Annotated in this window: 19 protein-coding genes; 5 read left to right on the forward strand and 14 right to left on the reverse strand. The window is 71.1% G+C overall.

Translation table 11 applies throughout. From position 1 onward, the window contains the following. Positions 1 to 104: 104 nt before the first annotated feature. From carB to pyrR, 6 genes are read right to left on the reverse strand one after another with little or no spacing between them, the layout of a single operon-like run. Entirely contained in the window at positions 105 to 3,410 is a 3,306-nt protein-coding gene (gene carB / locus ABUW04_RS17195; protein ID WP_380565591.1) for a carbamoyl-phosphate synthase large subunit, read from the reverse strand. Next, positions 3,403 to 4,539: a glutamine-hydrolyzing carbamoyl-phosphate synthase small subunit gene (gene carA, locus ABUW04_RS17200; protein ID WP_380565592.1), complete on the reverse strand. Its 1,137-nt coding sequence runs from the start codon at positions 4,537 to 4,539 to the stop codon at positions 3,403 to 3,405. Before carA ends, carB begins: the two co-directional genes overlap by 8 nt. After that, the gene (locus ABUW04_RS17205) at positions 4,536 to 5,159 is read right to left on the reverse strand and encodes a PH-like domain-containing protein (RefSeq protein WP_380565593.1); all 624 of its coding nucleotides are present in this window, start codon (positions 5,157 to 5,159) and stop codon (positions 4,536 to 4,538) included. The genes carA and ABUW04_RS17205 overlap by 4 nt, the downstream gene beginning before the upstream one ends. Next, complete coding sequence (locus tag ABUW04_RS17210) at positions 5,156 to 6,442, reverse strand: dihydroorotase (RefSeq protein WP_380565594.1); 1,287 nt, start codon at positions 6,440 to 6,442, stop codon at positions 5,156 to 5,158. Before ABUW04_RS17210 ends, ABUW04_RS17205 begins: the two co-directional genes overlap by 4 nt. After that, a complete protein-coding gene (locus ABUW04_RS17215) occupies positions 6,439 to 7,431 on the reverse strand; it encodes an aspartate carbamoyltransferase catalytic subunit (RefSeq protein WP_380565595.1) in 993 nt (330 codons plus the stop codon). The genes ABUW04_RS17210 and ABUW04_RS17215 overlap by 4 nt, the downstream gene beginning before the upstream one ends. After that, complete coding sequence (pyrR, locus tag ABUW04_RS17220; RefSeq protein ID WP_051724794.1) at positions 7,428 to 8,066, reverse strand: bifunctional pyr operon transcriptional regulator/uracil phosphoribosyltransferase PyrR; 639 nt, start codon at positions 8,064 to 8,066, stop codon at positions 7,428 to 7,430. Before pyrR ends, ABUW04_RS17215 begins: the two co-directional genes overlap by 4 nt. 320 nt (positions 8,067 to 8,386) lie before the next feature. Here pyrR and bldD point away from each other — a divergent pair, with 320 nt between their 5' ends. Then, positions 8,387 to 8,890: a transcriptional regulator BldD gene (bldD, locus tag ABUW04_RS17225; protein ID WP_030248810.1), complete on the forward strand. Its 504-nt coding sequence runs from the start codon at positions 8,387 to 8,389 to the stop codon at positions 8,888 to 8,890. A gap of 121 nt (positions 8,891 to 9,011) precedes the next feature. Here bldD and ABUW04_RS17230 read toward each other — a convergent pair whose 3' ends face one another. The 3 genes from ABUW04_RS17230 to ABUW04_RS17240 form a co-directional block, all read right to left on the reverse strand. After that, a complete protein-coding gene (locus ABUW04_RS17230) occupies positions 9,012 to 9,551 on the reverse strand; it encodes a GntR family transcriptional regulator (RefSeq protein ID WP_232241991.1) in 540 nt (179 codons plus the stop codon). An 11-nt stretch (positions 9,552 to 9,562) separates the two neighbouring features. After that, positions 9,563 to 10,336, reverse strand: coding sequence for an SDR family NAD(P)-dependent oxidoreductase (locus ABUW04_RS17235; RefSeq protein ID WP_380565596.1), 774 nt, complete (start codon positions 10,334 to 10,336; stop codon positions 9,563 to 9,565). A 142-nt stretch (positions 10,337 to 10,478) separates the two neighbouring features. Next, complete coding sequence (locus tag ABUW04_RS17240; protein ID WP_380565597.1) at positions 10,479 to 11,192, reverse strand: class I SAM-dependent DNA methyltransferase; 714 nt, start codon at positions 11,190 to 11,192, stop codon at positions 10,479 to 10,481. Positions 11,193 to 11,563: 371 nt separating this feature from the next. Here ABUW04_RS17240 and ABUW04_RS17245 point away from each other — a divergent pair, with 371 nt between their 5' ends. Continuing rightward, the gene (locus ABUW04_RS17245) at positions 11,564 to 12,031 is read left to right on the forward strand and encodes an adenine phosphoribosyltransferase (RefSeq protein ID WP_380565598.1); all 468 of its coding nucleotides are present in this window, start codon (positions 11,564 to 11,566) and stop codon (positions 12,029 to 12,031) included. An 81-nt stretch (positions 12,032 to 12,112) separates the two neighbouring features. Here ABUW04_RS17245 and ABUW04_RS17250 read toward each other — a convergent pair whose 3' ends face one another. Next, positions 12,113 to 13,585, reverse strand: a complete 1,473-nt coding sequence (locus tag ABUW04_RS17250; RefSeq protein WP_380565599.1) for a sigma factor — start codon at positions 13,583 to 13,585, stop codon at positions 12,113 to 12,115. A gap of 163 nt (positions 13,586 to 13,748) precedes the next feature. Between ABUW04_RS17250 and ABUW04_RS17255 the strand changes: the two genes are divergently transcribed. Then, positions 13,749 to 14,162 (forward strand): SsgA family sporulation/cell division regulator, encoded by a 414-nt coding sequence (locus tag ABUW04_RS17255; RefSeq protein ID WP_380565600.1) that lies wholly within the window; start codon positions 13,749 to 13,751, stop codon positions 14,160 to 14,162. A gap of 3 nt (positions 14,163 to 14,165) precedes the next feature. Next, positions 14,166 to 15,065: a PP2C family protein-serine/threonine phosphatase gene (locus tag ABUW04_RS17260; RefSeq protein ID WP_380565601.1), complete on the forward strand. Its 900-nt coding sequence runs from the start codon at positions 14,166 to 14,168 to the stop codon at positions 15,063 to 15,065. A 6-nt stretch (positions 15,066 to 15,071) separates the two neighbouring features. On the opposite strand, the gene ABUW04_RS17265 is transcribed toward ABUW04_RS17260, so the two are convergent. Continuing rightward, a complete protein-coding gene (locus tag ABUW04_RS17265) occupies positions 15,072 to 15,500 on the reverse strand; it encodes a type II toxin-antitoxin system Rv0910 family toxin (RefSeq protein WP_030248796.1) in 429 nt (142 codons plus the stop codon). A gap of 147 nt (positions 15,501 to 15,647) precedes the next feature. Between ABUW04_RS17265 and ABUW04_RS17270 the strand changes: the two genes are divergently transcribed. After that, positions 15,648 to 16,808, forward strand: a complete 1,161-nt coding sequence (locus tag ABUW04_RS17270) for a winged helix DNA-binding domain-containing protein (RefSeq protein WP_380565602.1) — start codon at positions 15,648 to 15,650, stop codon at positions 16,806 to 16,808. An 89-nt stretch (positions 16,809 to 16,897) separates the two neighbouring features. Here the strand turns inward: ABUW04_RS17270 and ABUW04_RS17275 are convergent, their stop codons facing one another. The 3 genes from ABUW04_RS17275 to ABUW04_RS17285 are packed head-to-tail and all read right to left on the reverse strand — an operon-like array spanning position 16,898 to position 20,099. Continuing rightward, entirely contained in the window at positions 16,898 to 18,172 is a 1,275-nt protein-coding gene (locus ABUW04_RS17275; RefSeq protein WP_051724791.1) for a sugar ABC transporter permease, read from the reverse strand. Continuing rightward, positions 18,169 to 18,990 (reverse strand): ATP-binding cassette domain-containing protein, encoded by an 822-nt coding sequence (locus ABUW04_RS17280; RefSeq protein WP_051724790.1) that lies wholly within the window; start codon positions 18,988 to 18,990, stop codon positions 18,169 to 18,171. The genes ABUW04_RS17275 and ABUW04_RS17280 overlap by 4 nt, the downstream gene beginning before the upstream one ends. Next, positions 18,987 to 20,099 carry a substrate-binding domain-containing protein gene (locus ABUW04_RS17285; protein WP_030248790.1) on the reverse strand — a complete coding sequence of 371 codons (1,113 nt, stop codon included), beginning with the start codon at positions 20,097 to 20,099 and terminating at the stop codon, positions 18,987 to 18,989. Before ABUW04_RS17285 ends, ABUW04_RS17280 begins: the two co-directional genes overlap by 4 nt. Positions 20,100 to 20,146 lie beyond the last annotated feature (47 nt).

The raw sequence follows: 20,146 nt of genomic DNA on the forward strand, positions 1-20,146 counted from the left end.
GCAACAGACCTTGTCTCTTCAGGGGCGCGGGGAACTGCGCGACCAGCCCTCTACGAAGGTGCCTGGTTGGCAGCGCAGTTCCCCGCGCCCCTCAATGGCTGATGTCAGCGCGAAGCGTTCAGCTGGGCGGCGTGTTCCTGGAGGGAACGGACGGTGATGTCGCCGCGGAGCAGGGAGTCGATGCCCTGGACCGCCGCGCCCATCGCCTGAACCGTCGTCAGGCACGGCACCGACCGCGCGACCGCAGCCGTGCGGATCTCGTAGCCGTCGAGCCTGCTGCCGGTCCCGTACGGGGTGTTGATGATGAGGTCGACCTCGCCGTCGTGGATCAGCTGCACGATGGTGCGCTCGCCGTCCGCCCCAGGACCTTCGCTGTGCTTGCGCACCACCGTCGCGTCGATCCCGTTGCGGCGCAGGATCTCCGCGGTGCCGGAGGTGGCCAGCACCTCGAAGCCCAGGCCGACCAGCGCCCGGGCCGGGAAGACCAGGTTGCGCTTGTCGCGGTTGGCGACCGAGACGAAGACCCGCCCCTTGGTCGGCAGCGCGCCGTACGCGCCCGCCTGCGACTTGGCGTAGGCGGTGCCGAAGGTGGTGTCGATGCCCATCACCTCGCCGGTGGAGCGCATCTCCGGGCCGAGGACGGTGTCGACGCCGCGGCCGTGGATGTCGCGGAAGCGGCTCCAGGGCATCACTGCCTCCTTGACCGCGATCGGGGAGTCGATCGGCAGCGTGCCGCCGTCGCCCTCCTTGGGCAGCATGCCCTCGTCGCGCAGGCCGGCGATGGTCGCGCCGAGCGAGATCCGGGCCGCGGCCTTGGCCAGCGGCACCGCCGTCGCCTTGGAGGTGAACGGCACGGTCCGGGAGGCGCGCGGGTTGGCCTCCAGCACGTAGAGGATGTCCCCGGCCATGGCGAACTGGATGTTGATCAGCCCGCGCACGCCCACGCCCCGGGCGATGGCCTCGGTCGAGGCCCGCAGCCGCTTGATGTCGAAGCCGCCCAGGGTGATCGGCGGCAGCGCGCAGGCGGAGTCGCCGGAGTGGATGCCGGCCTCCTCGATGTGCTCCATCACGCCGCCGAGGTAGAGCTCCTCGCCGTCGAACAGGGCGTCGACGTCGATCTCGATGGCGTCGTCCAGGAAGCGGTCGATCAGCACCGGGTGCTCGGAGATCAGCCCGGCGTGGCGCTTCAGGTAGTCGGCCAGCGAGGGCTCGTCGTAGACGATCTCCATGCCGCGGCCGCCCAGCACGTACGACGGGCGGGCCAGCACCGGGTAGCCGATCTCGTCGGCGATGGCCTTGGCCTCCTCGAAGGAGAAGGCGGTGCCGTGCTTGGGCGCCGGAAGGCCGGCGTCCCGCAGGACGCGGCCGAAGGCGCCGCGCTCCTCGGCCAGGTCGATGGCCTCGGGCTGGGTGCCGACGATGGGGACCCCGTTGTCCTTGAGCGCCTGCGCCAGCCCCAGCGGGGTCTGCCCGCCGAGCTGCACGATGACGCCCGCGACCGGCCCGGCCTGGGTCTCCGCGTGGACGATCTCCAGCACGTCCTCCAGGGTGAGCGGCTCGAAGTAGAGCCGGTCGGAGGTGTCGTAGTCGGTGGAGACGGTCTCCGGGTTGCAGTTGACCATCACGGTCTCGTAGCCGGCGTCGCTGAGGGCGAAGGAGGCGTGGACGCAGGAGTAGTCGAACTCGATGCCCTGGCCGATGCGGTTGGGGCCGGAGCCGAGGATCAGCACGGCCGGCTTGGTGCGCGGGGCGACCTCGCTCTCCTCGTCGTAGGAGGAGTAGAAGTACGGCGTCTTGGCGGCGAACTCGGCGGCGCAGGTGTCCACGGTCTTGAACACCGGGCGGATGCCCAGCGCGTGCCGGACCTCGCGGACCACGTCCGAGCTCAGGCCGCGGATCTCGCCGATCTGCAGGTCGGAGAAGCCGTGCCGCTTGGCGTGGCGCAGCAGTTCGGGGTCGAGCCGCTCGGCCCCGGCCAGTTCCTCGGCGATCTCGTGGATCAGGAAGAGCTGGTCCACGAACCAGGGGTCGATCCTGGTGGCGTCGAACACCTCGCGCTGGGTGGCACCGGCGCGGATGGCGTCCATGACGGTGTTGATCCGGCCGTCGGTGGGGATCCGCGCCTTCGCCAGCAGCTCGTCCTTCTCCCCCGGTGCGCCGACGAAGTTGAACTGCGAGCCCTTCTTCTCCAGCGAGCGCAGCGCCTTGTTCAGCGCCTCGGGGAAGTTGCGGCCCAGGGCCATGGCCTCGCCCACCGACTTCATGGTGGTGGTGAGGGTGGCGTCGGCCGAGGGGAACTTCTCGAAGGCGAACCGGGGCACCTTCACCACGACGTAGTCGAGCGTCGGCTCGAAGGAGGCCGGGGTCTTCTCGGTGATGTCGTTGGGGATCTCGTCCAGGGTGTAGCCGACCGCGAGCTTGGCGGCGATCTTGGCGATCGGGAAGCCGGTCGCCTTGGAGGCCAGCGCCGAGGAGCGGGAGACCCGCGGGTTCATCTCGATGACGATGACCCGGCCGTCGTCGGGGTTGATCGCGAACTGGATGTTGCAGCCGCCGGTGTCGACGCCGACCTCGCGGATGATGGCGATGCCGATGTCGCGCAGCCGCTGGTACTCGCGGTCGGTGAGGGTCATCGCCGGGGCGACGGTGATGGAGTCGCCGGTGTGCACGCCCATCGGGTCGAAGTTCTCGATCGAGCAGACGACCACGACGTTGTCGTTCTTGTCGCGCATCAGCTCCAGCTCGTACTCCTTCCAGCCGAGGATGGACTCCTCCAGGAGCACCTCGGTGGTCGGCGAGAGGGTCAGGCCCTGGCCGGCGATGCGGCGCAGGTCCTCCTCGTCGTGGGCGAAGCCGGAGCCGGCGCCGCCCATGGTGAAGGAGGGGCGGACCACGACCGGGTAGCCGCCGAGGGTCTCGACGCCGGCGAGGACGTCCTCCATCGAGTGGCAGATGACCGAGCGGGCGGACTCGCCGTAGCCGATCTTCTGCTTGACCGCCTCGACCACGCCCTTGAACAGCTGGCGGTCCTCGCCCTTGTTGATGGCCTCGACGTTGGCGCCGATGAGCTCGACGCCGTACTTGTCGAGGGTGCCGTCGGCGTGCAGCGAGATGGCGGTGTTGAGCGCGGTCTGGCCGCCCAGGGTGGGCAGCAGGACGTCGGGGCGCTCCTTGGCGATGATCTTCTCGACGTACTCGGGGGTGATCGGCTCGACGTAGGTGGCGTCGGCGATCTCCGGGTCGGTCATGATCGTGGCCGGGTTGGAGTTGACCAGGATCACCCGCAGGCCCTCGGCCTTGAGTACCCGGCAGGCCTGGGTCCCGGAGTAGTCGAACTCGGCCGCCTGGCCGATGACGATCGGGCCGGAACCGATGACCAGGACGGACTGGATGTCGGTGCGCTTAGGCACGCTGGCCCTCCATGAGCTCTACGAAGCGGTCGAACAGGTAGGCGGCGTCGTGCGGACCGGCCGCCGCCTCCGGGTGGTACTGGACGCTGAAGGCGGGCTGGTCCAGGCACTGCAGGCCCTCGACCACATCGTCGTTGAGGCAGACATGAGAAACCTCTACCCGCCCGTAGGGGGTGTCGCTGACCCGGTCCAGCGGGGCGTCCACGGCGAAGCCGTGGTTGTGCGCGGTGACCTCGACCTTGCCGGTGGTGCGGTCCTGCACCGGCTGGTTGATGCCGCGGTGGCCGTATTTGAGCTTGTAGGTGCCGAAGCCCAGGGCGCGGCCGAGCAGTTGGTTGCCGAAGCAGATGCCGAAGAAGGGGGTCTTCCGGCCCAGCACCTCGCGCAGCACCGCGACCTGGCCGTCGGCGGTGGCCGGGTCGCCCGGGCCGTTGGAGAAGAACACGCCGTCGGGGGCGACCGCGTAGACGTCCTCGGCGGTGGCGTTGGCGGGCAGCACATGCACCTCGATGCCGCGCTCGGCCATCCGGTGCGGGGTCATCCCCTTGATACCCAGGTCCAGGGCGGCCACGGTGAAGCGCTTGGTTCCTATGGCGGGGACGACATAGGTCTCGTCGGTGGCGACCTCGCCGCACAGGTCGGCGCCCTCCATCTGCGGCGCCCGGCGGACCCGCTCCAGCAGGGTGGCGTCGTCGGCGACGGCCGGACCGGAGAAGATGCCGCAGCGCATGGCTCCGCGCTCGCGCAGGTGGCGGGTGAGCGCGCGGGTGTCGATGCCGCTGATCCCGACGATGCCCTGCTTGACCAGCTCCTCGTCCAGCGAGCGCTGCGAGCGCCAGTTGGAGGGCACCCGGGCGGGGTCGCGGACCACGTAGCCGGCCACCCAGATCCTGGACGACTCCGGGTCCTCGTCGTTGACGCCGGTGTTGCCGATCTGCGGGGCCGTCATGGCGACCACCTGGCGGTGGTAGGACGGGTCGGTCAGGGTCTCCTGATAGCCCGTCATACCGGTGTTGAAGACGGCCTCGCCGAAGGTCTCGCCGATGGCGCCGTATGCCTGGCCGCGGAAGATCCGTCCGTCCTCCAGGACGTAGACGGCCGGCTTCCTCTCCGTACGTGCGGTCATCATGCGCCTTCCTTCTGTGCTTCGGCCTGCGGTGCTTCGGCCGGCTTTACTTCGGACTGCTGCCCGGCCACCTTCGCGTGCGCCTTGAGCAGCACCTCGACGGCGGTGACCCAGTTGTCGTGCTCGGCCGGGTGGTCGGCCCGGAACCCGGAGTCCAGCAGCTTGCCGCCGTGCTCCCAGGTGACCACCAGCAGACCGCCCTCGGGGACGACCTTCCCGGCGATGCCCTTGTCGGTGCGGGCCGCGCGCAGCGCCGCGATCGGGATGAAGAAGCTCGCCGAGGCGGGACGGACCACGTCCAGCCCGTCGGGCCGCAGGGTCAGCTCCACCAGGCTGCGCTCGCCCAGGTGGTGGGCCACCACCCGGTCCAGCCAGTTCCCGGCCGAGGTGGAGCCGAAGTAGCGGCCCTCCAGTTCCAGGATCGACTCGGTGGTCGCCTTCGGCGCGACGGGCAGCGCGGGCAGGCCCGACTGCTGCGTCCTGCGCCAGTTCCAGCCCTGCCGCATCAGCCAGTAGACCAGGCCGATCACCACCAGCAGCCCGACCGTCCAGCCGATCAGATCGCCCACGTGGGTGACCGGGGCGGAGTGCGGAGCTTCGGCCAGACTCAGCGCGGGGCTCATACGAGCTCTCCGTCCAGGACGGTCGCGCGGCCCCTGAGGAAGGTGGCGACGACGCGTCCGGGCAGGTCACGGCCTCGGTACGGGGTGTTGCGGCTGCGGGTGGCGAAGCTGTCGGGGTTCACCGCTCCACGGTACGCGGGGTCGACCAGCACGAGGTTGGCCGGTTCGTCCACCGAGACGGGACGGCCCTGCCCGGTGAGACCGCCGATGGCGGCGGGGCGGCGGGACATCCGGTCGGCGACGTCGGCCCAGCCCATCAGGCCGGTCTCCACCATGGTCTGCTGCACCACGGACAGCGCGGTCTCCAGGCCGACCATGCCCATCGCGGCCGCGGCCCACTCGCAGTCCTTGTCCTCGGACGGGTGCGGGGCGTGGTCGGTGGCGACGGCGTCGATGGTGCCGTCGGCCAGGGCCTCGCGCAGGGCCAGCACGTCGGCCTCGGTGCGCAGCGGCGGGTTGACCTTGTAGACCGGGTCGTAGGAGCGGACCAGCTCGTCGGTCAGCAGCAGGTGGTGCGGGGTGACCTCGGCGGTGACGTCCCAGCCCTTGGACTTGGCCCAGCGGATGATCTCCACCGAGCCGGCCGTGGAGACGTGGCAGACGTGCAGCCGCGAGCCGACGTGCGCCGCCAGCAGCACGTCCCTGGCGATGATCGACTCCTCGGCCACGGCCGGCCAGCCGCGCAGGCCCAGCTCGCCGGAGACGGTGCCCTCGTTCATCTGGGCACCCTCGGTCAGCCGGGGCTCCTGGGCGTGCTGGGCGATGACGCCGCCGAAGGCCTTCACGTACTCCAGCGCCCGGCGCATGATCACGGCGTCGTCCACGCACTTGCCGTCGTCGGAGAAGACCCGGACGGCTGCGGCGGAGTCGGCCATGGTGCCCAGCTCGGCGAGCTGCTTGCCCTCCAGGCCGATGGTGACCGCGCCGACCGGCTGCACGTCGCAGTAGCCGGACTCCTTGCCCAGCCGCCAGACCTGCTCGACCACGCCGGCGGTGTCGGCCACCGGGAAGGTGTTGGCCATCGCGTGGACGGCGGTGAAGCCGCCCTTGGCCGCGGCGCGGGTCCCGGTGAGGACGGTCTCGGCGTCCTCCCGGCCGGGCTCGCGCAGATGGGTGTGCAGGTCGACCAGGCCAGGCAGGGCGATCAGGCCCTCGGCGTCGATCACTGTGGCGCCGTCGTCAGCGAGGTCGGTGCCGATCTCCGCGATCACGCCGTCCTTCAGGCGCAGATCCTGCGGCTCCCCGCCGAGGACGCGGGCGTTCTTGATCAGGTAGCTGGTCACTTGCTGTGCTCCTCGGTGGTGCGGGGTTCGGCGGGGCGTGCGGGGGAAAGCGCGGGCTCGGAGCCGCCGAGCAGGAGGTAGAGGACCGCCATCCGGATGGAGACGCCGTTGGTGACCTGCTCGACGATGGTGGAGCGGGCCGAGTCGGCGATCTCCGAGGCGATCTCCATGCCGCGGACCATCGGGCCCGGGTGCATCACGATGGCGTGCTCGGGCAGGGCCGCGGCGCGCTTGGCGTCCAGCCCGTAGCGGAGCGAGTACTCGCGCTGGGTGGGGAAGAAGGCGGCGTTCATCCGCTCGCGCTGGACCCGCAGCATCATCACCGCGTCGCTCTTGGGCAGCACCGCGTCCAGGTCGTAGGAGACCGCGCAGGGCCAGCTCTCGACGCCGTAGGGCACCAGCGTCGGCGGGGCGACCAGGGTCACCTCGGCGCCCAGGGTGTGCAGCAGGTGCACGTTGGAGCGGGCCACCCGGCTGTGCAGCACGTCGCCGACGATGGTGATCCGGCGCCCGTTCAGGTCCCGGCCCAGGCCAGGGTTGAGGTGGCGGCGCATGGTGAAGGCGTCCAGCAGCGCCTGGGTGGGGTGCTCGTGGGTGCCGTCGCCGGCGTTGACCACGCTGCCGTGCAGCCAGTCCGACTCGGCCAGCCGCTGCGGGGCGCCGGAGGCGCCGTGCCGGATGACCACCGCGTCGGCGCCCATGGCCTGCAGGGTGAGCGCGGTGTCCTTGAGGGTCTCGCCCTTGGAGACCGAGGAGCCCTTGGCGGAGAAGTTGATCACGTCGGCGGACAGCCGCTTCTCGGCCACCTCGAAGGAGGTGCGGGTCCGGGTGGAGTCCTCGAAGAAGAGGTTGACCACGGTGCGGCCGCGCAGCGTCGGCAGCTTCTTCACCGCACGGGTGGAGACCTGGGCCATCTCCTCGGCGGTGTCCAGGATCAGCAGCGCGTCGTCGAGGGTGAGGTCGGCGGTGGAGACGAGGTGTCGCTTCATCGGGCGCTCCCGTTGGCGTCGCTGCTGCTGGTGGAGTCGTCGCGGTCGCCGATCAGCACGGCGTCCAGGCCGTCCTCCTCGACCAGCTTCACCTTCACGGCCTCGCGCAGCGAGGTGGGCAGGTTCTTGCCGACGTAGTCGGCGCGGATCGGCAGTTCCCGGTGGCCGCGGTCGACCAGGACCGCGAGCTGGACGGCGCGGGGGCGGCCCAGGTCGCCGAGGGCGTCCAGGGCGGCGCGGACGGTACGGCCGGAGAACAGCACGTCGTCGACCAGCACGACCAGCTTGCCGTCCAGGCCGCCGGGCGGGATCTCGGTGTGCTCCAGCGCGCGGGCCGGCTTCAGCCGCAGGTCGTCCCGGTACATGGTGATGTCCAGGGTCCCGAACGGGATCTCCCGGCCGGTGATCTGCGCCAGCCTGGCGTGCAGCCGGCGGGCCAGCAGGATGCCGCGGGTGGGGATGCCGAGCAGGACGACGTCCTCCGCGCCCTTGGCGCGTTCCACGATCTCGTGGGCGATACGGGTCAGCGAACGGGCGATGTCGCTCTCGTCCAGGACCTGCCGGGCGTTGCCCGGGCTGTTCTTGGCAGTGCTGCTACTACTGCTGTTCTCATTACTGCGGGCAGATGTGGTCATGCCGAAGCCGACCTCCTTCCCCGCCTCACCGGACGGGCCTTAAAGGATGTCTCTGGGACGGCCCCCACCGGGCGTGGCGGTGGCCGCCGTCCACCCTACCAGGGCGATCATGCGCCCCCGGCGACGCCGCAGGCGGGGCGGCGTCCGGGCATTCGCACGACTGCCCCATTCAGCTTGACCAATCCATATCACTCTGCGTAATCTCACAGTGAGTTACGGCCGGACGACGGAGGTCCACCAAAGCACCCTTCCGGTGCCTCTCGGACGAGCCGTCGCAGGGCAGTCACAGCGTCACGCCACATCTCGTCCGGGGAGACCATTTGTCCAGCGACTACGCGAAGCAGCTTGGCGGCAAGCTGCGAGCGATCCGCACCCAGCAGGGCTTGTCACTGCACGGCGTCGAGGAGAAGTCCCAGGGCCGCTGGAAGGCCGTGGTCGTCGGCTCGTACGAGCGCGGGGACCGCGCCGTCACGGTGCAGCGCCTGGCCGAGCTGGCCGAGTTCTACGGGGTTCCGGTGCAGGAACTGCTGCCCGGCAGCACCCCGGGCGGTGCGGCCGAGCCGCCGCCGCGCCTGGTGCTCGACCTGGAGCGACTCTCCCAGGTCCCGTCCGAGAAGGCCGGCCCGCTGCAGCGCTACGCGGCGACCATCCAGAGCCAGCGCGGCGACTACAACGGCAAGGTGCTGTCGATCCGCCAGGACGACCTGCGCACCCTGGCCGTGATCTACGACCAGCCGGCCTCGCTGCTCGTCGACCAGCTGATCAGCTGGGGCGTGCTCGACCCGGACGCCCGCCGCGCGGTGCGGGAGGACGACGCGATCTGACGGCGCCCCGGGGGAGCCTGAAGAAACGTCACAGCAGTAGCACAGCCAAGGGCCGACCGGTCCCCCTCGGGGGCCGGCCGGCCCTCTGTGCTCGCTCGACGCTCTTTCTCAATGCGGCTGCTCAACCCACCAGATGACGGTGCATCAGCGCCTCCACGCCGTCCAGGTCCCGGGCCAGCATCAACTCGACCAGCTGCTCGTGCCCGGCCGCCGCCCCGCCGCAGCGCGCACCCCGGCTCCGGAGCTCGCCGACCAGCACCACCAGGTGCCGGTTCCCGGCCAGCGTCAGCAGGGCCTCGTGGAAGCCGCGGTCGCCCCCGGTACGGGCCGGGCCGAGCAGCGACTCCAACTGGGCCCGGCTCGCACTGCGGGCCACCTGGACCGCGCTGGGGGCCTCCAACAGGGCGCGGATCTCCAGCAGTTCGGCCAGGTCCCGCTCGGTGACCTCGACGACCCGGAAGCCCTTGTTGGGCACCGCCCGCACCAGGCCCTCCTTGGCCAGGTCGAGCATCGCCTCACGGACCGGCGTCGCCGACACGCCGAACCGCGCCGCGAGCACCGGCGCCGAGTAGACGGCGCCGGGCACCAGCTCGCCCGCCGCCAGGGCGGCCCGCAGCGCCTGGTTGACCTGGTCGCGCAGGCTGCGGCGCTCCGCGGGCACGGCCGGGGCCCTCAGCGCCGGTCGAGGCGGCGGCCGGCCCGGGAGGACAGTCCGGCCAACGCCTCCAGCGGCGCCTTGCGGGCGGCGGCGACCAGCGCCTTGTAGCGGCCGGAGGGGATGCTGACGGTCCGTCCGCGAGCCAGGTCGCGCATCGCGTCGTCCACCACCCGGTCGGCGTCCAGCCACATCCACCCGCCGACGTCCTTCATGTCGACCTGGGCCCGCTGGTGGAACTCGGTGTGGGTGAACCCGGGGCAGAGCGCGAGCACCCGCACCCCGGTGCCGGTCAGGTCGCGGGAGACGGACTGGCTGAACTGGACCACCCACGCCTTGCTCGCCCCGTAGGTGCCGCGCGGCACGAAGGCCGCGACGGAGGCGACATTGATCACGTAGCCGCGCCCGCGCTCGCGCATCCCGGGCAGCGCGGCCGTGGTGAGCCGCAGCACCGCCTCGATGTGCAGCTTCACCATCGCCAGCTCGTCGGCCAGCGGCACCACCAGGAACGGGTCCTTGAGCCCGAACCCGGCATTGTTCACCAACAGGTCCACCGGCTTCCCGGCATCGCCCAGCCTGGCCTCGACGGCGGCGATGCCCTCGTCGGTCGCCAGATCGGCGACGAGGGTCTCCACCCCGACGCCGTACTGCTTGCCCAGCACGTCCGCGCTCTCGTCCAACCGACCCCCGTCCCGAGCAACCAGAACCAGATCCAGCCCGTCCTTCGCCAGACGCCGCGCAAACGCCGCCCCGATTCCGGCCGTCGCGCCGGTGATGAGTGCTGTAGGCATGATGCGAACCATACCCCTGAGCCTTCCGACAACGCCTGACCTGCGACTCCTGCGGGCCCCGTCCTGCCCGAACCGCAGCCGACCCGAGCACGTCATGCGATGGTCCGGCTGGAGACACCCCCACCAGCGCCTGGCCTGACTGTCAGTGTGCGTAGACCGAGATGCAGTTCCGGCTGGCTGCTGTGAACGGTTCGCGCTGCCAGCCGCCCCAGCGCTCCTTGAGTCGTAGCCCGGCGATGCGGGCCATGAGGTCCAGCTCGCTCGGCCAGACGTAGCGGCAGACGACAGGGAAGAGCTTGACTCCCTGACCGGACAGGTGGATATGGCTCTCGTCGAGCATCTGGGCGACCGGGTCATGCCGCCCGACGTCGAGCTTGACCCGTGCCCCGTCGATCCGTTCGGCGTCCACGTACTGGTCGTCGCGGAGCCGGTGGAGATAGCCGGGAGTGAATCCCTCGACGACGAACACCCCGTCATCGCTGAGGTGCCGGGCCGCGCTCTGGAAGCAGCGGACCTGCTGGTCCTGCGTGAGCAGGTTGAACAGGGTGTTGAAGATCAGGTAGACCAACGAGTACTCGCCCTCGACCGGTGGATCGGAGATGTCACCCATGACCACCCGCAGGTTCGTGCCACCGGGCTTGCCCCGCAGCTGAGCGACCATCTCAGGGGAGAGATCGACACCGTCGACGCGCACACCCCGGGCCGTCAGCGGCAGTGCGATCCGCCCGGTCCCGATCGCGAGTTCCAACGCGGGTCCGCCACCGGCCAGCTCTGCCAGGAAGGCGACGGTCTGCTCCTCATCGCCGCGCATGGTGTCGTCGTAGTCCGCGGCACCTTCGGCACCAAAGCTGTCCATCGGCACGTAGTCCTTCATGCCGGCAGTGGTCTCACGGACCGTCAGTACGCCGCAACGCATTTACCCTGAGCGGCCCCAGCGCCGGTGGGACAGGTCCACCGGCTTCCCTGCGTGGCCGAGATCGCCGACGGCCTCCGACCTGTCTCCTACGAGCCCTTCACGGGCCCGCTCAATCTCCTCGACATCCCTGACCAACACACCAACATGCCTACCCTGGGGCAGGCCTGCGGCATAGGGGTGTCCCGCAGAAATGCCGTTGCTGCGCCGAGCCGGGGACCGCGATGATCCCGGTCATGGCAGACGGGCTCGTTAGGGATCAACTTCGCAGACGCCTTCGCGAGCTCTTCGCCTGGCGAGGAGGCCTCGCGGACATGTCCGCGTGGTGGGCGGATCCTCAGATACTCGCCTTATTGGGACCTGCCCTGGCAGACCTGCACGTTCTGCCTTCCTCCTCGCTCGTGATCTCACCTTCCGCCACTGGATTCCTACTCGGACCACTGACAGCGATTCCGCTCAACGCCGGCTTCGTGGAGATGCGCAGGGACGCGGCGAACGAGAAGACCAACGAGGACGCGTTCCTGCTTCGCAGCACGCCCCCCGACTACCTGTCCCGCACGATCACCTGGCAAGTACGACGGCGGGCTCTTCGCCCAGGCGTACCGGTCCTCTTCGTCGACGACTGGGTGGAAACCGCCGCCACGGCACGCACTGCGCGCCGACTGGTTGTCGACTCCGGAGCTGTATGGGCCGGTGCCGCAGCCATCGTCGACGCCACGTCCGGTCAGACACGCCACGAATTGCGACTCCGCACCTTGTTGCACCACCGTGAGCTGGGCTGACGCGGCGCCAGCCAGGCCTACACAGACCAGTCCCTGACGTGATCGTCTGGACGTTGGAGATGGATGACGGGTGAGCCGGGCTCAGCGGTTCCAGCACAGCGAGAGGCCGCTGAGGGTCCAGCAGGTCGGGTCGGTGGTGGGGGGCGTGGAGGTGGGGGTCGTGGCGGGGGTGGAGGGTGATGCTGCCGCTGTGCTGGGGGTGGGCGTGGGGGTGGGCGTGGGGGTGGCCACGGTGGGTGATGGGGATTCGGACGGGCTGGTCGGCGTGGTGGACGGGGTGGGGGATGCCGTCGTCGGGGAGGGGGGTGTCGAGGTCGGGCTTGCCGCAGGGGGCGTGGATGACGGCGATGGTTGGGCGGCCGGGGTCGTTGCGGTTGCTTCGGGCGTCTGGGTGGTTGCTGCTGCGCTGGGGCTGCCGACTGCGGTACTCGGGCTCGGGCTGGTGACGGCCGCCTGGTTCGGGGCGGTGGTGGTTGCCGGGGGTGTGGAGGTGGACGCCGATGAGGAGGCAGGCGTGCTCGCCGGAGTCGGTGATGCGGGCGTGGTGGTGCTCTGCTGGGTGGCGGCTAGTGCGGCCGGTTGTGGGGAGGCGTGCGAGCCGGTGAGGGTGAAGGCGGCTACCGCGCCTGCGGCGGCGAGGACGAGGCCGCCCGCTACGGCGAGGGTGCCCGCTCCTACCGAGCCGGAGGCCGGGCCGGATTTGGCGGCGGCGTGGCCGCTGACCCGGACGGCGCCATGCCCCGCCCCGTGGGCCCGCGCTGCTGCTCGGGCGCCGGCGGTCGGGATCAGGTAGCGTGCGGCGCCGCCGCCGGCGAAGGCCAGCAGGAGTGCCGGGCCGACCAGCGCGGGCAGGCGGTGGTTGGCGCGCTCCAGCAGGGCTATTCGGGCGCGGCAGTCGGCGCAGCCCTCGGCGTGGGCGCGCAGCGCGCGGTCCTGGCGGGCCGAGCTGGTGCCGCGGACATGGGCCGGGATCCGCTCCCAGTGCTCGGCGCAGCTCGCCTCGTCCGGTGCGCCCGGCTGCGCGCGCAGGAAGGCCTGGCGCAGCCCCTCGCGGGCGCGGTGCAGCAGCACCGCAGTGGCGTTGCGGTTGGTGCCCAGGTCGTCGCCGACCGCTTCGAGGCTCCAGTCCTCGACCTCGGTCAGCCACAGTGCCCGGACCCAGCGGTGCGGAAGCTGCTTCAGCGCCCCCGCGAGCATGACGGCGTAGGCGCCCTCCTGGGGGACGGGCGTCGTGGCCGGCTCCGCCGGGTGCAGCCGTTCCAGCTGGTCGCCCTGCGGGAGTTCCTTGGGCGCGTGGCCGAGGTCGACGGCGAGGTTGCGGATGGTCGCGGCCAGGTAGCCGGGGATGTGGTCCACCTGGTGACCCGCCGAGATCCGTCGCCAGACGCGGAAGTGGGCCTCCGCGGTCAGGTCCTCGGCCAGCCATGCGTCGCCGGTGAGCGTGCGGGCGTAGGCGACCAGCCGGGAGTGGTGCTCCTGGTAGGTGCGGGTGTACGCCTCGATGGCCGTCTCTTCGCCGGGGCCGGGCACGGCGGTCTCACCGGTGGTGCTCACGGAAGCCTTTCATCGGTACATGCGACAGATACGACTAAAAGGGCAAAGCGCCGATTTGCCTATGGTGCAGGTCACAGCAGATTCCCCGGTTTCCGCGTAATCGCGGCGGGGTCGATCGGGTCCTTCTCCTGTACACGCCGCACCGCAGCGAGGAGCCGCCCCCATGGTCACCGCCGTCGAGCAGACCGTCCACGCCCGCCTGATCGTCACCGCCGACCTGAGCTGCGACTTCGTCGCCCGCCTCGGCTACCGTCCCGAGGACCCCTTCGCCGTACGGCTGACCTTCCCCGCCGAGATCAGCCTGGACGGTACCGAACAGACCTGGACCTTCGCCAGGGACCTGCTCGGCGAGGGGATGCTCGCCCCCGCCGGCGCCGGCGACGTCCATGTCTGGCCCTGCGGTCCGCACCGGACCATGGTCGAGCTGCACGGCCCCGAGGGCGCGGCGATGCTCCGGCTGCGCAGCGCCGAGGTGCGGGCGTTCCTGGCCCGCAGCTACGCGGCCGTCCCCGAGGGGGCCGAGGACCCCCGGGCCGACCTCGCGAGTCTGCTGGCGACGCTGGTCGGAGGGGTCTGACCGATGACGACCGGCCCACGCCTCAGCAGACCCGCACGCCCGACCGCCCTGTTCGCCGACCGGCTGCTGCAGCGGCCGCTGCGCCGCCTCGCCCTGCTCGGCGAGGACTCCGCCGCCGCCCAGCAGGCGGCGCTGGCTCCTCACCCCGCCAGCAACAGCAACGCCGCCGTGACCGCCGAGGTCGGACCGCTCTCGGTCGCGGCCCGCTACCTTGCGGCGGACCCGGACACCGGCATCGGCGGCGACTTCTATGCGGTGCAGCAGACCCCGCACGGGATCCGCCTGCTCATCGGCGACGTCCGCGGCAAGGGGCCGGGGGCCGGCGGGGTCGCCGCGATCCTGCTGAGCGCCTTCCGCCGGGCCGCCCAGCACGCCGCCACCGTCGAGGAGGTCGCCGCCCGGCTGGACCGCACCATGGAGCGCGCCGCCAGCCTGCGCTTCCGCGCCGACGCCGACGAGGACTTCGCCACCGCCCTGGTCGTCGAGATCAGCACCGACCTGTCGGTGCTGCGCCTGGTCAACTGCGGCCACATCCCGCCGCTGCTGCTGACCGGCCGCCGCAGCTGGACCCTCGAACCGGGCCGCCGCCGGCCGCCGCTGGGCCTGGCCACCACCCTGGGCACCGCGGACACCCCGGCGGACCTGGTCCGGCTGCCCCGGGGCGCCACCCTGCTGCTGCTCACCGACGGGGTGACCGAGGCCCGCTCGCCGGAGGGCGAGTTCTACGACCCGCTCACGGCCCTCGCCACGGCGCGGCCCGGCAGCCCGGGCCCACTGCTGGACACCCTCTGCCGCGAGGTGCTCCGCCACAGCGGCGGGCCGGCCCGGGACGACATCGCCATGCTCGCGGTCCACCGCCCGCCCGCGGCGGAGCGGACGGACGGGCGCGGCACCCCGGCCTGAACCGCCCTAGGCGACCAGCGCGGTGAGCTTCCGCAGCGACTCGGTGAGGGCGGCCGTGGTGGCGTCCTTGACCCGGTTGGCCATCATGTTCACCGCCGCGCCCTTGAACTCGCTCTGCACCGTCAGCAGGGTGCCCTCGCCCTCGCTGCTCAGCTGGTAGTGCTGGCGCAGGGTGATCCCCATCGGGGCCTTGCCCTCCAGCACCCAGGACTTGCCGGGTTCGACCTCCGCCACGGTCCAGGCGGCCTCGGTCGGCATCCCCATCAGGGTCATCTTCTCGGCGTACTGGGCGCCGACGGCGAGCTCGGCCGGGGCGCCGTTGGGGAACGCGGTGTGGATGGTGTTCCACTCGCCGAAGCGGTCGAAATCGGTGATCACGGCCCACACCTTGTCCGCGGGGGCGGGCAGGGAAGCGCTGACGGAAACCTCGGGCATGACAGCTCCTCTCCGGCGCGGCCACGCGTGGGGCGGCCGTTCGGACACCGGTTTCCGCGAGGCTAACCAGAATCTGACGAACCATCAATAAATGCGACGCAGCTGGGGTTGAGCGGTTTCCGGGGCCCGCACGGGTAGCGTACGGACGTGCAGATCCCGACCGAAGAGCGCAGGGCCCGGCTGGCGACCCGTCATCTCCTCTCCCCCGCGACCCGGGCCGCCACCCCCGAGGAGGCGGCCGACGCGATGGTGGGGCTGCATGCCACCGATCCGGCGACGGTGTTCCTGGCGGTCGCCGCGCGGATGGGCTCCGCCACCCCGGCGCTGTTGGAGCAGGCGCTGTACCAGGACCTGACGCTGACACGGCTGCTGTGCATGCGCCGCACCATGTTCGTGGTGGGGCGGGACCTCGCCCCGGTGGTCGACTCGTCCACGGCGCGGGCGATCGCCGCCAGGGAACGCACCAAGCTGCTCGCCTTCCTGAAGGAGGGCGGCGGCTGGGACGAGAAGTGGCTCGCGGCTACGGAGCGGGCGGTCCTCGCCGAGCTGGCCGCGAGCGGGCCGCTGACCGGCGCCGAGCTGGGCACCCGGGTGCCGGCACTGCGGGAGCAGGTGACGGTCGCGGTCGGCAAGCCCTACGAGGCCACCCAGGCCGTCGCCAGCCGGATCCTGCGGACCATGGCGGCCGAGAACCGGCTGCGCCGCGACCGTCCGCGCGGGAGCTGGATCTCCAGCCAGTTCCGCTGGCTGCCGGGCGAGCCGTTCCCGCAGCTGCCGGCCGCCGAGGCGCGGGCCGAACTGGCGCGGCGCTGGCTGGCATCGTACGGGCCGGGAACGGTGGCCGACCTGAAGTGGTGGACCGGCTGGAACCTGGGCGACGTCCGCAAGGCGCTGGTCGCGGTGGGCGCCGAGGAGGTGGCGCTGGAGGGGCAGGAGCCCGGCTACGTCCTGCCCGGGGACACCGGCCCGACGGCTGCCGGCGCGCCGTACGCCGCGCTGCTGCCGGCGCTGGACCCCACGGGGATGGGCTGGGCGCAGCGGGACTGGTACCTCCCGCCCGAGCACACCGCCGAGTTGTTCGACCGGACCGGCAACATCGGGCCGACGGTCTGGTGGGACGGCCGGATCGTCGGCGGCTGGGCCCAGCGGCCGGACGGGGAACTGGTCTGGCGGCTGCTGGACGATGTGGGCGGGGAGGCGGAGGCCGCGGTCGCGGCCGAGGCCGGGCGGATGGCGGAGTTCATCGGCGGGCAGCGGATCACACCGCGGTTCCGCACGCCGCTGGAACGTGCTCTCGCCGGGACCTGAACTTCGGCTGCGGGCCGTTGGTGGCTGTGCGCGCACGCTGTTGAAACAGCGTGCGCGACAAGCCATGCACAATGCCGCAGCCGGGAACGCTAGGCGCGTCCCGCCGACTTCTGGGTGCGGCGGGAGAGCGAGTCGATGATGACCGCGGCCAGCAGCACCGCGCCGGTGATCATGTACTGGATCGAGTTGGCCAGGCCGAGCATGTAGAGCCCGGCGTTGATCGACTCGATCACCAGCATGCCGAGCAGCGCCGACCAGACCATGCCGCGTCCACCGAAGAGGCTGGTGCCGCCGATGACCGCGGCCGCGATGGCCAGCATCAGGTTGTTCGGGTCGGAGCCGGCCTGGTTCGCCGAGGAGATCTGCCCGGCGATGGTCAGCCCGCCCAGCGCGGCGAAGAAACCGGAGATGGAGAACACCGTGATCCGGACCATCGCCACGCTGATACCGGCGCGACGGCTGGCCTCGATGTTGCCACCGACCGCGAACACCTTCCGGCCGTAGGTGGTGCGGCGCAGCACGAAGTTGGTGACGATCAGCGCGACCGAGAACAGCACCAGCGCATTGGGCACGCCCTTCTGGTCGTTCAGGATCATCGCGGTGCCGAAGGACCCGATGGCCAGGATCACCGTCCGCAGCGCCAGCTCGGTGGTGGGGCGGTACGGCACCCCGGCCTGCCGGCGCCGCCGCTGCAGCCCGAACGCGCTGAACACGTACGCGGCGACACCCAGCCCGGCGAGGATGTAGCCGCCGGCGATGTCACCGCCCATGAAGAACGAGTTGCCGGACAGGTAGCGCATCGGCCCGCTGTCGGTCGGCAGGTTGATGGTGCCGGTCGAGCCCAGCAGCCAGAGCATGAAGCCCTGCCAGCCCATGAACCCGGCCAGGGTGACCACGAAGGCCGGGACGCCGATCTTGGCGAACACGAAGCCGTGCAGCGCGCCGATGGCCGCGCCGGTGAGCAGTGTGATCACCATGGCGAACCAGGGGTTGAGGCCGTGGCTCACCGAGAGCACCGCGAACACCGCTGCGGCCAGACCGCTGACCGAGCCGACCGACAGGTCGATCTCGCCCAGCAGCAGCACGAACACCAGGCCGATGGAGAGCAGCCCGATGCCCACCATGTAGTAGGCGATGTACTCGAAGTTGGCCGAGGTCAGGTAGTTGCTGTCCTGGACGCTGAAGACGATCCAGATGATCACCAGCCCGACGATCACCGGCAGCGAGCCGAGGTCGCCGCCGCGGATCTTGCGCTGGAACTCGGTCAGATAGCCCTTGAGCCCCTCCTCGCGCACCAGCAGCCTGGGGTCGACGGGGGGCGGGACCGCCGGCGGCGGGGTGACGTTGGGGTCGATCTCGCTCATCTGTCGCCCTCCGCCGTACGCGCCTGACGCCGGGTCACCGCGTTGTCGGTGGCCCCGGTGATCGCGGCGATGATGGTCTCCTGGGTGGTCTGCTGCACCGGGAAGGTGCCGTTGTTCTTGCCCAGCCGCAGCACCGCCACCCGGTCCGCGACCGCGCGGACGTCGGCCATGTTGTGGCTGATCAGGATCACCGCGAGACCGCGCTCGCGCAGCCGCTCGACCAGGTCGAGGACCTGGGCGGTCTGCTCGACGCCGAGGGCGGCGGTCGGTTCGTCCAGGATGACGACCTTCGGCTCGCCGATCAGCGAACGGGCGATGGCCACCACCTGGCGCTGGCCGCCGGAGAGGCTGGCGACCGGGATCCGCACGCTGGGGATCCGGATCGCCAGCGTGGACAGCAGCTCCTGCGCCTTCTTCTCCATCGCGACCTCGTCCAGCAGCCCGCGCAGCTTCAGCTCGCGGCCCAGGTAGAGGTTGCCGACCACGTCGAGGTTGTCGCACAGGGCGAGGTCCTGGTAGACGGTGGCCACGCCGAGGTGCTGGGCGTCCTGCGGCCGGTTGATGGAGACCGGCCTGCCCTCCCACTCGATGACGCCGTCGTCGATCGGGTGCACCCCGGCGATGGTCTTGACCAGGGTGGACTTGCCCGCGCCGTTGTCACCGACCAGGGCCAGCACCTCGCCCGGGCGCACCTCCAGCTCGACGTCGGTCAGCGCCTGGACGGCGCCGAACCGTTTGGAGATGCCGCGCAGGGCGAGGACCGGTTCACCCGCGCCGGCACCGGCGCCGGTGCCGGCGGTCGCGAACGGGCTGCTCATGAGAGTCCGTTGGCCTTGCAGCCGGCCGCGTAGGCGGAGGTGCAGATCTGGGCGACCGTGTACAGGCCGTCCTTGACCACGGTGTCCTTGACGTTGTCGGCCTTGACCAGCACCGGCGTCAGCAGGTCGGAGGGCACCTTGTTGCCGGAGCCGTTGGTCTTGGTGGTGGTGGCCAGGCTGCTGATGCTGTTGCCGGACATCAGGTCCACCGCGAGCTGCGCCGCGGCGTCGGCCTCCGGCTGGTACGCCTTGTAGATGGTGAAGCTCTGGGTGCCCACCATGATCCGCTGGATGGCGTCGAGCTGGGCGTCCTGGCCGGTGAGCGGCAGGTTGGAGATGCCCGCGTTCTTCATCGAGGTGGCGATACCGGCGGCCATGCCGTCGTTGGCCGAGTAGAAGGCGGCGATGTTGCCGGCGCCCAGCTGGTTGATCGCGGCCGCGGCCTTCTGCGCCGCGACGTCGGCCTTCCACAGTCCGGAGGCGTCGTAGGCAAGGTCGACCTTGCCCTTGACGACGCCCTGGAAGCCGGACTTGAAGTCGGCGGCGTTGGGGTCGGCCGAGTCGCCGTCGATCTCGACGACCTTGGCGGTCGGGGTGGCCTTGGAGCCGAGGACGTTGAGCAGCCCCTGGCCCTGCAGCTGGCCGACCTTGATGTTGTCGAAAGAGACGTAGGCGTCGGCCGGCCCCTGGGAGAGGCGGTCGTAGCTGACCACCTTGATCCCCTTGGTACTGGCGGCGACCACCGACGCCTTGATGGCGGCCGCGTCGACCGGGTCCACCACCAGGACCTTGACCCCCGCGTTGATCATGGTGGTGACCTGCTGGGCCTGGGTGGCGGCGCTGCCGGCCGCGTTCGCGTAGTCCACGGTCACGCTCGGCGCCAGCTCCTTCATCTTGGCTTCGAAGAAGGGCTTGTCGAACTTCTCGTACCGGGTGGTCTGGTTCTCCGGGAGCAGCAGCCCCACCTTGCCGGAGAGGGAGCTCGCCGCCACGGAGCCGGAGGCGGAGGAGCTCGACGAGGAGCTGCCGGCCTTTCCGCAGGCGGCGGCGGTCAGCGCCAGGGACATGGCAGCGGCCGAGACAAGAAGGGTGCGTGAGATCTGGCTCATGGGAGGTTGGACGCCTTTCGTACAGGGACGCTGACGCAGCGCTCACT

The organism is Streptacidiphilus jeojiensis (assembly GCF_042510965.1).
Taxonomy (GTDB): Bacteria; Actinomycetota; Actinomycetes; order Streptomycetales; family Streptomycetaceae; genus Streptacidiphilus; species Streptacidiphilus jeojiensis.

Bases quoted from the DNA above. Each gene is read 5' to 3' on its own strand.
- carA (WP_380565592.1), bottom strand. From the start codon at position 4,539: ATGATGACCGCACGTACGGAGAGGAAGCCGGCCGTCTACGTCCTGGAG.
- ABUW04_RS17205 (WP_380565593.1), bottom strand. From the start codon at position 5,159: ATGAGCCCCGCGCTGAGTCTGGCCGAAGCTCCGCACTCCGCCCCGGTC.
- ABUW04_RS17215 (WP_380565595.1), bottom strand. From the start codon at position 7,431: ATGAAGCGACACCTCGTCTCCACCGCCGACCTCACCCTCGACGACGCG.
- pyrR (WP_051724794.1), bottom strand. From the start codon at position 8,066: ATGACCACATCTGCCCGCAGTAATGAGAACAGCAGTAGTAGCAGCACT.
- ABUW04_RS17235 (WP_380565596.1), bottom strand. From the start codon at position 10,336: ATGCCTACAGCACTCATCACCGGCGCGACGGCCGGAATCGGGGCGGCG.
- ABUW04_RS17240 (WP_380565597.1), bottom strand. From the start codon at position 11,192: ATGGACAGCTTTGGTGCCGAAGGTGCCGCGGACTACGACGACACCATG.
- ABUW04_RS17245 (WP_380565598.1), top strand. From the start codon at position 11,564: ATGTCCGCGTGGTGGGCGGATCCTCAGATACTCGCCTTATTGGGACCT.
- ABUW04_RS17255 (WP_380565600.1), top strand. From the start codon at position 13,749: ATGGTCACCGCCGTCGAGCAGACCGTCCACGCCCGCCTGATCGTCACC.
- ABUW04_RS17260 (WP_380565601.1), top strand. From the start codon at position 14,166: ATGACGACCGGCCCACGCCTCAGCAGACCCGCACGCCCGACCGCCCTG.
- ABUW04_RS17265 (WP_030248796.1), bottom strand. From the start codon at position 15,500: ATGCCCGAGGTTTCCGTCAGCGCTTCCCTGCCCGCCCCCGCGGACAAG.
- ABUW04_RS17275 (WP_051724791.1), bottom strand. From the start codon at position 18,172: ATGAGCGAGATCGACCCCAACGTCACCCCGCCGCCGGCGGTCCCGCCC.
- ABUW04_RS17280 (WP_051724790.1), bottom strand. From the start codon at position 18,990: ATGAGCAGCCCGTTCGCGACCGCCGGCACCGGCGCCGGTGCCGGCGCG.
- ABUW04_RS17285 (WP_030248790.1), bottom strand. From the start codon at position 20,099: ATGAGCCAGATCTCACGCACCCTTCTTGTCTCGGCCGCTGCCATGTCC.